Source organism: Methylobacterium sp. J-030 (assembly GCF_022829545.1).
In the GTDB taxonomy this organism is placed as follows: Bacteria; Pseudomonadota; Alphaproteobacteria; order Rhizobiales; family Beijerinckiaceae; genus Methylobacterium.
Genome location: NZ_JAKSYM010000261.1, coordinates 1 through 9,005 on the forward strand (window position 1 = coordinate 1; position 9,005 = coordinate 9,005).

Genomic DNA, 9,005 nt, shown 5'->3' on the forward strand with positions numbered 1-9,005 from the left:
GCCGCTTCCCCTGTTTGAGGTGTGGCAGTTGCTGAGTCGTTCGGGTTCTGTGCCGATCGGGGTCCATTTGTGGACAGTGTCCGCTCTTCGATGAGAACAGACAGCACCTCTGCCTCGGCCTCGGTGACTTTCCCCTCCCCGAAGGCACGCCAGAGCAGGGCTGTCACAGACGGCAGAGTGATTCGGTCAGCCGCCTCGATTGCGCGGCGGATTTCGTCTGCAAACACGTGTCTCGGCCCTTCTCGGGCCGCAACGAGCCGTTCCGAGCCGCCGCAGGGGGCGATCCGGTCCACAGGCAAAGCCTCATCGTCGCGGGAATTGGCGTTCCCGCTTGACGCCCGGGGGCGCCTCGTGGCTTGTGGGGGTTGCATGACGGCCCACAAGGCCACTCTCGATTTCGACGGGCTTCCGGTTTGGCGACCGGGGGCCCGTTGGCTTTTCAGGGTTCGACTTGCGGCGGCGTGATCTCCTGATGGCGCCGGCGACTCGCGCGAGGCGCGCGTCAGCCGGACATGGCATGTCGGCCGGGTCACACGGTTAAGTCAACGTCAGGGAATGATCAGCGCGACCATGCCGGCCGGACCTTCGACCCTCGCAGACCTGCGCAAGGCGGGCATCATCACCAGCCAAGAGGTTGTCGCGGCGATCGACCTCTACCTGCGGGAACCGGCGGCCGGCCCCTACCGGTTTGCCAGTGGGCACAGCATCGACATCGCGGCACTCGTAAACGCCACGCCGGCCTTTGGGGCCGTCGATCGATCAGGGCCGCAGGAGAAGGCCTTCCGGACCGTGCTGGCGGCGGCCGTCATGGCGGCGCACCCGACGCCGCCGTAATCCGTCGGGGCTTGAGGTCGAGAGCGAGAATTCAAAAAGTGCCCGGTGCACATCCCTTCACAGACCGTAAACAGACACACGATATCACAGACCTGTGAGCCTGGATTGGCGCAGGATCCGTGCGATGCCTCAACTGCTGCAACGCTTCGTGCATGATGAGACCGGCGCCACCGCGATCGAGTACGGTATGATTGCCGCTCTGATCGCCGTCGTGATCATCACCTCTCTGAGGCTAGTAGGGTCGAGGCTCGCCGCGAAGTTCACGGCCATCGCCGGCAACCTCAACTGATCGACGCAGCCACCAAGCTTAACGCGCAGATTACCCAACGGTACATCGACAGGCGATGCACAAGCTTCCCCCTACCAGCCTGTACCGGCTTCAGATGCTCGCTGAGACCGGCCCGCGCTTCTATCAGGTCAGCGTCTACATGCGACGTCTGGAAACCCTGGGCTTGGTCGCCGCAACCGGGCGAACCGATCCGTCCGCCGACAGTGTCGAGTACAGGATCACCGATGCCGGGCAAGCCGATTTGAAGGAGCGCTACGGGACTGCTGCACCGTCCGGCAAACCCGTCGAGCCATAGCACGGCCCCGCCCCGTAAGCGGATCAGGGCGGGGCCAGCTCTGCGGTAGAGCCGATATGCAACGCGGCTTAGGGGCAGGATACATGCGGCCGGTTATTGAGCCGTCGATGAGCCGGCGCTGGAGATATCCCGAACCGGGATCGTGTCTGATAAGTGCGCTCAGAGGTGAGCACCGGGAAAGGTCGATGATGGCCGAGGAGGACTGCGATTTCGATCACTCTCCGCTATCTGGCCCCGTCACGCGGGATGGCGAAACGGTCGAGGTCGAAATCTATCGCTTCCCGGGCACGCCGGAGTGTTGGCGCATGGAGGTAGTTCACACCTCCGGTTGCATCCGATGGGACACTACTTTTGCGACCGATGCGGATGCCCGAGCCGCTTTTGACACGATGGTCGACGCAGTCGGCATGGGGTCCTTCAGCGGTAATCGGCGTAAGGCATGGAATTGACCCTCGGCTGCAGTACGAAAAAGCCCGCTGCGGCGAGCCGGGTAGGCAGTCGCCCGCTGAATGTTCGACTTTCGGTTTATTCGGTTCCTACCTTTTCGCTCGAAACACGACCGGAATAGAAAAGGTAAGTCCCTCGTCAGCGACAAGAGGCGGTGGTGCTGGTACCGGGTCGGATCGCTTCATCATCACCAAAGCAGCATCGTCCAGTGCACCGTCGCCCGAACTTTTCACTACACTCGCTGATAACACTCGCCCGAGCCGATCGAGCACAAAAGTCACCGTTACTTGGCCCGTTGGGCGGCTCGATCCGCCGGGGTAGCGCTTGTGCCGGTCGAGATGGGCCAGCAACTGTTTCTGCCACGTCGTGCGGATCCGCCGCGCGCTTTCCCCCGTGCCAAGGGCAGGCGCCGTCGAACGCGGGCCCTCCTTCATCGTCTCGGACGATGGCGTGGCCGCCGCTTCCGAGGCTACCGACTCCTGTGACGGGCTCGTCTCGACCGCCCTAAGCTTCGGCTCATCTTCTTGAGGTTTGCGCGTCGCGTCCGGCGCTACAATGCGATCAGGATCCTCTGTCTCGGTCGGTAACGCTTTGGGTAGTTCCGTTGGATCCTCGACCGCTTGTTGCTGGACGACGGCCGGCGAGGCCGCAGCGTCCTCCGCCTCGGGCCCAGGCGGCAGGTCGGTCGGTTCACGCCTGGGTGCGGTCATCTCCATGTCGATCTCGAGCGCCGCCGCACCGAGGTCGTCCGCCTCGTCCGCTGGCACGTAGGTGATGGCATAAACGAGACCGCCCGCGTGAAGGCTGACTACAAGCGCGACCGCTGCCACCCAAATCTGCCAGTATAGACTTGTCCGCCCGCCGGGATCGGTCCCGCTCATCGCCAACAGCCTCAGTGCGCTGAGGCAGGTCGGTCCGGCGAGCGCGATGCGGCGTCGCCCGGTCCACCCTCCAACGCTACCAGCGCCACCTTGAGATAGCCGCCCGCGCGCAGGAGCTCCAAGACATCCATCATCTCGCCGTAGGGCACCGCGCGGTCGGCCCGGAGGAAGAGACGCCGATCCTTACCACCCCCTTGGCTCGCATCGGTCTGCGTGTCGAGCGCGCGCGCCAGATCCACGCGTTTCACCGGCGTCTCACCGATGGCCAGCTCAAGGTCGGCCTTGATCGTTACATAGACTGGCTTATCCGGCTTCTTCTGCGGTACGGCCGACGAGGAGGGCAGGTCGATCGGCAGGTCAACGGTCGAGAGTGGCGCCGCGATCATGAAGATGATCAACAGTACCAGCATCACATCGATGAACGGCGTAACGTTTATCTCGTGCGCTTCGCCGAACTCGTCGCCGTCGTCCTCGTCGCCGCCCAGCGCGATCGCCATGACGTCAGCTCCCGTTCACTCTGCAGCTTGCGGGAGCGGGGACATCCCAGCGTCGCGACGCCTGTCGAGATCGCGTGAGAGCAGGCGCATCACCGATCCCGACGCCCGTTGCACGAGATCGCCGTAGCAGCGCGTAGCCCGGGCGAAGTGGTTGTAGATGATCACCGCTGGGATCGCCGCAGCCAACCCGATGGCGGTGGCGAGCAACGCTTCGGCGATGCCGGGAGCGACTACCGCGAGATTGGTAGTCTGAGCCTTCGAGATGCCGATGAAGCTGTTCATGATACCCCAAACCGTGCCGAACAGCCCAACGAAGGGTGAGATCGCGCCGATCGTGGCCAGTGCGCCCATGCCACGACGCGCGGTGCGACCTTCCGCTTTGACGATCTCGGCGCAGCGCGAGACAGCGCGCTCCTTCATCCCATCTGAGGTACCGGGGGAGATGCACATCTCGTCGACGACGGCGGCCACGAGACGGTCGAGCACGGTTTGGTGCTTGCCAAGCGCTGCTCCAGCTTCACCGAGGCTGACCGCGCCGGCGGTACGGGACAGAGCACGGGCAAGCGAGCGACGGGCAAGGCCGAGCTCGATCGTCTTCGCGACGAGGATCGTCCAGGTGACGACGGAGGCGAGCGCCAGCCCGGCCATCACGATTTTCACGAGGATGTCGGCGTTCAGGAACATCGTCCATGGCGACAGCTCGTGCGCGTTTGGCGCCGCAGTCCGCGGGATCCCGTTTGCGACCGGCTCAAGCGGCCTTGCGGGTGCACCATCGACCTGGGCTGGGGGCGGGGCCGAGGTTGGGGTGGTATCCGCGGGATGAGCGGTCGCGACCGGTGTGGAACTTACCGGCGGTGCGATTGCAACGGAATGATCCGTCGGGGGGCCGAGCTGCGCGCGCAATGGGCCTGCGAGCGTGAGCACTGCAGCGAAGCTGATTGCGAGCGACACCCGATGCATGGGCCAACGACGATGGCTCATAGGTCGGCCCAGGTCCGGATGAGATTGTGGTAGATGCCGGTCAGCTTCACCACCTCTTCGTGATCGCGGCCGAGTTCCGCCACGAGGCCTTGAATGGCGGTGTCCAAATCGTAGATCAGGCTGCGGCCCTGGGGACTGCGAACCATGCTCTGGAGCCAGAAGAACGAGGCCACCCGCGTACCCCGGGTTACCGGCGTGACCATGTGCAGGCTGGAGGCCGGGTACAGGACGAGGTCGCCGGCGGCCAGCTTCACCTCCTGCGAACCGTAGTAATCCTCGGCCACGAGCACGCCGCCGTCATAGGCGTCCGGCTCGGCCAGGAACAAGGTCACCGACAAATCGGTGCGGATACGCATTCCCGTCGCCGGATCGCCGCGCACGGCGTTGTCGACGTGGACTCCGAAACGATGCCCCTCGCCGTAGCGGTTGAATAGCGGCGGGAAGATGTGAAGCGGGATTGCGGCCGAAACGAACAGCGGGTTGGCGAGCAGCGCCTTGACGATCCGACCGCCTAAATGCCGGGCGACTTCGCCGCCCGGAGGGAGTTGCTCGTTGCGCTTGACCATCGCTGACTGGGAGCCCGCCGTCGAGCGGCCGTCCTCCCACTCGGCCGCGTCCATGATGCGGCGGAAGTCGGCGACCTCCGTCTTGCTCAGGACCTCCGGGATGCAGAGCAGCATCGATCAGAACTTCGTTTGCGCGATGAGGTACACCGCCCGACCCGGTGCGATGAACGCGAACGGCGCATCGCTGCGGTAGAACGCGTCGTAGTAGCGCCGGTCCAGAAGGTTCTGCGCGTACAGCTTGACGTTCAGGTTCTCGTTGACCTTGTATTCGAGGAAGGCGTCGAACCGCCAGTACGAGGGCAGGACGTTGGCGTTGGCCGCAAGAGTGCCGCCCGAGATGCGCGAATTGTTGATCGCCTGGGCCCCAAATTCGAGCCACGGCGTGATCCTATACTTCGACAGCATGCTGAACGAGCGGTGGGCGATATTGGCAAGTCGATTGCCAATCACCGTGGGGTCGCCCGACTTCGTGACCTTGGTGTCCATCGCCACGTAGCCGCCGAACACGCTCCAATCGTCGGTGATCTTGCCGGCGACCTCTAGGTCGACGCCCTCGACCCGGTATGCCGCATCGGCCGCGATGAACTGAGCGGTACCGGTGCCGAGCGTCTCACGGGCGTTCTCCTTGAGCGTGCGGAACACTGCAAACGTCGCTAAGAGACGCCGGTCGAACAGCTCGGCCTTTACGCCGACCTCGTCGGCGGTGTTCTGCTCCGGCTTGAAAACTTGGTTGCCCGTGAAGGTCGCGCTGAGCCCCCCATAGGCCGAGCCAGAGGCGTCGAGTTCTGCCCCAACCGGGTTCGACGAGGTAGCGTGGGCGCCGTAGACGCTCAGCCAAGGCTGGGGCTTCAGCGTCAGGCCGATGTTGTAGTTCAGGTTGCCCGAATGCACGCTCGCTGAACTCGTGCCCTGCGTCGACGAGATGTTGTAGTCGTCGTAGCGGACGCCGCCGTTCAGCAGGACGAAGTCCTGGTAGTTCATCGTCTCGATGAGGTAGCCGGCTTTCGTATCGACAGGAATGTATGCCGGATTGCCCGTCAAATATGGCTTGGTACTAAAGGGGAGAAGGTTCGGTGGCGCCAAGATGTTGACGCCGGATAAGCTTCCGGTACCGCTGAAGATACCGGTGGTTCCCAGGTTCGAATTCTCGGAACGCAGCCCAGCGTAGGTATCGCGGCTGACAGCCTCGCGGCTGAACTCTGTGCCGAGAACCGCGGTGTGCAAGATCGGGCCAGTCGCGAACTTGAAGGTCGCATCCGTGGTGTCGGCCACGACGTCGACGGTTTGATAACGGCTCTGTGGGTTGAGGCTCAGCGTCGTGCCATAGAGATTGCCATTGCCGGGAATGACTGGCCGCTCCGGCAGCGTCCCAACATAATCGAGCACCGAGTGTCCGGCGCGGAAGCGGTTGGTGATCTTAAAATCTTCGCTGGGCGCGTATTCCGACACAAGCGTGCCGATGTCTTGTTGTACACGATAGAAGTCGCGGTTTACGAAGCCATAGTAGGTATCGCGCGGGACGATGCTCTCGGTGAACGGGCGTCGCGACTGCACGTTGAACGGCACGCCGAAGTCGGGCAGGCTGTTCAAATCCGTGTGGAAGTAGTTGGCGTTGAACGTCCAGCCATCGGCTGGCTTGAGCGTCACCGCGACGGCGGCACCGTTGCGGTCGTCGAACACATATTTGCGGCCCGCTACGTTGGCCTCCTGGTACAGGCCGTTCACGCGGATCGCGAGGGCAGGACTCACGACTTGATTTAGGTCCAGCGTGACGCGCCGGGTATTGTCGGTCCCGAGTTGCCCCTCCGACTTGTAGAAGTCGCCGAACGTCGTTGCCTGCTTGGTCACGATGTTGACCGCACCGCCCGCAGTACCGCGGCCCGCAAAACTCGAGGCCGGACCGCGCAGGATCTCGATCTGTTCGGTGAAGAAGTTCTCGCGCACGCTAACGGAGGGATCGCGGATGCCATCGACGAACACGTCGTTGCGCGCATCGAAGCCGCGGATGAAGAAGCGGTCGCCGAAGGCATTGCCACCCTCGCCTGTACCGAGCGTGACGCCCGCCGTCGTGCGCGCGATCTCGCGGAAGCTCGTCGCGTTCTTGTCGTCGATCACCTGGCGCGTCAGCACGGTGATCGATTTTGGCGTGTCGAGGATCGGCTGCGTGAAGCGAGGAGAGGCGACGTTGAGCGCTTGATAGGGAGAGTTCGGGTTGGCGTAGGGGTCCCTACTCGGATCACCGACGCCTTGAGCCGGAGTGCCCGTTCCTGTCGATGTGCCGATGCTTGGAGCCGGGGCAACGACCGGCGGAGCTGTCGCGCGCCGCTGCGTCCGAACGGCCTGTCTGAGGGCGGTACGAGCTTTGACCTGTGCCTGGCTCGGCTTTGGCGCCGGTGGGCGAGGCCGCGCGATGGGCGCATCTACTGTCATCGGAGGCAGCGCTGTAGCTGGTCCCGACTGTGCTTCCGCGCTGCCGACCGATCCCGCCGCCGCGCATGCCAAGCCTAGCGCTCCCGTTGATGTAGAGAACGTCGGTTTGCGACCATATATCGGTTGAAGACGCAGTGATGTCGGAATGCGTGATTGACGCAGCACAGTACTCTTGCCTCCAACCACGAGCGTTTAAACCGCTTGGCAATAGACAAGCGTGAAAGCTACCCGTCTGTCCGAGTCAAGAAATCAACATTAGAATTGTAATAATAAGTCAGTTCCAAACGGGGATATAACCGCTGTTCCGCAGGCGCGCCAGTTTTGATCTATTACAAATAACAACTACAAAATCTTCGATAATTAAAAAAAACGTTGCAGTGTCAGCAAGTTATCGAACCTTCTCAGAGCTTCACTGTCCCGCAGGCGAGCAACCGCGGGCCAGTGTTACATGATAGCAACAATCAACAGCCTTGCGCGGTTTGGAGCAGACGTCGCGGATTAATAGCGCAGGTCTGCCGGAGACGAGATCCAACAAACCCTTTCGCTCACGCAATCCGCCGGGCATTCAGTCCTCACTCGGGGGCTTCATGAGCGAGAACATTTCGTCGATCGCGCAAAGGGCACTGGCGCGTATGGCCGCGTTATCGTCAGATCCAGCTATTCGAATACCGCGCACCACCGCCTGGATCTCATCGCGGAACTCCGTAAGGAACCCGACGGGATCACGCTTCTCTCCTGCCATGCGCGCGATGACGCCAGTGAGTAGGATTTGTAAGCCCAGCATGCGGCCGTTGAGTTCGTCCACGCCATCTCTCCTTGAGCGGCTTCGCTCCTGATGGAACCAGCTCAGCCGCGGGCAATACAGGCTTCTAGCCGTCTCTCCTCTACGCGAGTTCCAGCAAGTCGAGCAGCGCCACACCGACCGCCGCGATGACGTTGCCGCGCCCGCGCCACGGCAGGATCTGGGCCATCTCCTGCGGCTCGGCCGGCGGGAGCATCACGGCAACTTCCCCCATCTCGGTCTCAGGTTGGTCGGCCTCGCGGTCGGCGTCGTCCCCGCGCAACCATGTCATCTGCGAGCCGGTCGCGTTCGCGGGCGCGGCCAGGGACGGTTCAGCGTCCGCGCCGTCCTCAAGGTCCGCGTCGCCGTCTATGCCGTCGAGCACGGCAATGATGCGGTCCGCGGCGTCCAGTGCGATCTGTGCCGCCTCCTCCAGGCTGGCGCGTAGGGCCGGGCCGGTGAGCGGCGGCGGGGACACGATCGCGACCGGCATCGGACGCGGGGTGAAAGTGAGCACGTCGCCCATGGTGATGGTCTCGGGTCGCAAGGAAGGGAAAGCCCGGCGGGGTCCAGCCGGGGCGGTACGCACGGCGGCAAAAAAAGGGGGGGGGGCGCTATCAGCGGCCCTCGCGCTCGGCCTCGGCGTGGGCCAGCAGCTCATGAGCAAAGGCCTTGATCGCGTCACGGTCGCCGCCGTCGATAGTCGTCACGGCGCACATCGACAGACGGGTCTCGCGATCGACCTGTGTGCCGGGCGCTCGGCGCCAAACGTCCAGTTCGGCCGCACTCTCGACCTCGGTCAGGGAATCGCCCAGCCAATGCATCAGCTTGCCGATGCCATTGGGCTCGATGCCCCCATAGCGCCCCCGGCGCGTCCCGCAGCGCGGCCCCCAGGTGTAGGCGTAGGCCACGGAGCCGACCGCGTCGGCCAAGTCCCGAATATCCTGCAGCTCGTCGATCGTGGCAGACGCGAGGTCGAGCATGGCGACAAGGTTGGGGGCGGG

The 9,005-nt window shown here is 63.5% G+C and carries 12 protein-coding genes and 1 pseudogene; 4 read left to right on the forward strand and 9 right to left on the reverse strand.

The genetic code is table 11. The features are described from left to right. Positions 1-227, reverse strand: a pseudogene (locus MKK75_RS18965) (helix-turn-helix domain-containing protein); the annotation flags it as partial. Between the two features lie 343 nt (positions 228-570). On the opposite strand from MKK75_RS18965, the gene MKK75_RS18970 reads away from it, so the two are divergent. The 4 genes from MKK75_RS18970 (at position 571) to MKK75_RS18985 (ending at position 1,867) form a co-directional block, all read left to right on the forward strand. Then, on the forward strand, positions 571-834 hold the full coding sequence (locus tag MKK75_RS18970) for a hypothetical protein (RefSeq protein WP_244044081.1): 264 nt from the start codon (positions 571-573) through the stop codon (positions 832-834). Positions 835-958: 124 nt separating this feature from the next. Beyond that, on the forward strand, positions 959-1,123 hold the full coding sequence (locus MKK75_RS18975) for a Flp family type IVb pilin (protein ID WP_244044082.1): 165 nt from the start codon (positions 959-961) through the stop codon (positions 1,121-1,123). Positions 1,124-1,178: 55 nt separating this feature from the next. Then, on the forward strand, positions 1,179-1,418 hold the full coding sequence (locus tag MKK75_RS18980; RefSeq protein ID WP_244044083.1) for a hypothetical protein: 240 nt from the start codon (positions 1,179-1,181) through the stop codon (positions 1,416-1,418). A 185-nt stretch (positions 1,419-1,603) separates the two neighbouring features. Beyond that, positions 1,604-1,867: a hypothetical protein gene (locus MKK75_RS18985; protein WP_244044084.1), complete on the forward strand. Its 264-nt coding sequence runs from the start codon at positions 1,604-1,606 to the stop codon at positions 1,865-1,867. An 87-nt stretch (positions 1,868-1,954) separates the two neighbouring features. Here the strand turns inward: MKK75_RS18985 and MKK75_RS18990 are convergent, their stop codons facing one another. From MKK75_RS18990 to MKK75_RS19025, 8 genes are all read right to left on the reverse strand, one after another. Beyond that, a complete protein-coding gene (locus MKK75_RS18990; protein ID WP_244044085.1) occupies positions 1,955-2,746 on the reverse strand; it encodes an energy transducer TonB in 792 nt (263 codons plus the stop codon). 11 nt (positions 2,747-2,757) lie between these two features. After that, positions 2,758-3,243, reverse strand: coding sequence for a TonB system transport protein ExbD (gene exbD / locus MKK75_RS18995; RefSeq protein WP_244044086.1), 486 nt, complete (start codon positions 3,241-3,243; stop codon positions 2,758-2,760). Positions 3,244-3,258: 15 nt separating this feature from the next. Then, complete coding sequence (gene exbB, locus MKK75_RS19000) at positions 3,259-4,203, reverse strand: tonB-system energizer ExbB (protein WP_244044092.1); 945 nt, start codon at positions 4,201-4,203, stop codon at positions 3,259-3,261. A gap of 17 nt (positions 4,204-4,220) precedes the next feature. Next, positions 4,221-4,904 carry a Fe2+-dependent dioxygenase gene (locus MKK75_RS19005; RefSeq protein ID WP_244044087.1) on the reverse strand — a complete coding sequence of 228 codons (684 nt, stop codon included), beginning with the start codon at positions 4,902-4,904 and terminating at the stop codon, positions 4,221-4,223. A 3-nt stretch (positions 4,905-4,907) separates the two neighbouring features. Further along, positions 4,908-7,220 carry a TonB-dependent receptor gene (locus MKK75_RS19010; protein ID WP_244044088.1) on the reverse strand — a complete coding sequence of 771 codons (2,313 nt, stop codon included), beginning with the start codon at positions 7,218-7,220 and terminating at the stop codon, positions 4,908-4,910. Between the two features lie 565 nt (positions 7,221-7,785). Further along, on the reverse strand, positions 7,786-8,025 hold the full coding sequence (locus MKK75_RS19015; RefSeq protein ID WP_244044089.1) for a hypothetical protein: 240 nt from the start codon (positions 8,023-8,025) through the stop codon (positions 7,786-7,788). Between the two features lie 79 nt (positions 8,026-8,104). Further along, complete coding sequence (locus MKK75_RS19020; protein WP_244044090.1) at positions 8,105-8,527, reverse strand: hypothetical protein; 423 nt, start codon at positions 8,525-8,527, stop codon at positions 8,105-8,107. Positions 8,528-8,618: 91 nt separating this feature from the next. Beyond that, positions 8,619-9,005: hypothetical protein (locus MKK75_RS19025; protein WP_244044091.1), on the reverse strand; the 387-nt coding region annotated here is incomplete at its 5' end.

Coding starts and splice junctions, on each gene's coding strand:
- MKK75_RS18970 (WP_244044081.1), top strand. CDS start 571: ATGCCGGCCGGACCTTCGACCCTCGCAGACCTGCGCAAGGCGGGCATC.
- MKK75_RS18975 (WP_244044082.1), top strand. CDS start 959: ATGCCTCAACTGCTGCAACGCTTCGTGCATGATGAGACCGGCGCCACC.
- MKK75_RS18980 (WP_244044083.1), top strand. CDS start 1,179: ATGCACAAGCTTCCCCCTACCAGCCTGTACCGGCTTCAGATGCTCGCT.
- MKK75_RS18985 (WP_244044084.1), top strand. CDS start 1,604: ATGATGGCCGAGGAGGACTGCGATTTCGATCACTCTCCGCTATCTGGC.
- MKK75_RS18990 (WP_244044085.1), bottom strand. CDS start 2,746: ATGAGCGGGACCGATCCCGGCGGGCGGACAAGTCTATACTGGCAGATT.
- exbD (WP_244044086.1), bottom strand. CDS start 3,243: ATGGCGATCGCGCTGGGCGGCGACGAGGACGACGGCGACGAGTTCGGC.
- exbB (WP_244044092.1), bottom strand. CDS start 4,203: ATGCATCGGGTGTCGCTCGCAATCAGCTTCGCTGCAGTGCTCACGCTC.
- MKK75_RS19005 (WP_244044087.1), bottom strand. CDS start 4,904: ATGCTGCTCTGCATCCCGGAGGTCCTGAGCAAGACGGAGGTCGCCGAC.
- MKK75_RS19010 (WP_244044088.1), bottom strand. CDS start 7,220: ATGACAGTAGATGCGCCCATCGCGCGGCCTCGCCCACCGGCGCCAAAG.
- MKK75_RS19020 (WP_244044090.1), bottom strand. CDS start 8,527: ATGGGCGACGTGCTCACTTTCACCCCGCGTCCGATGCCGGTCGCGATC.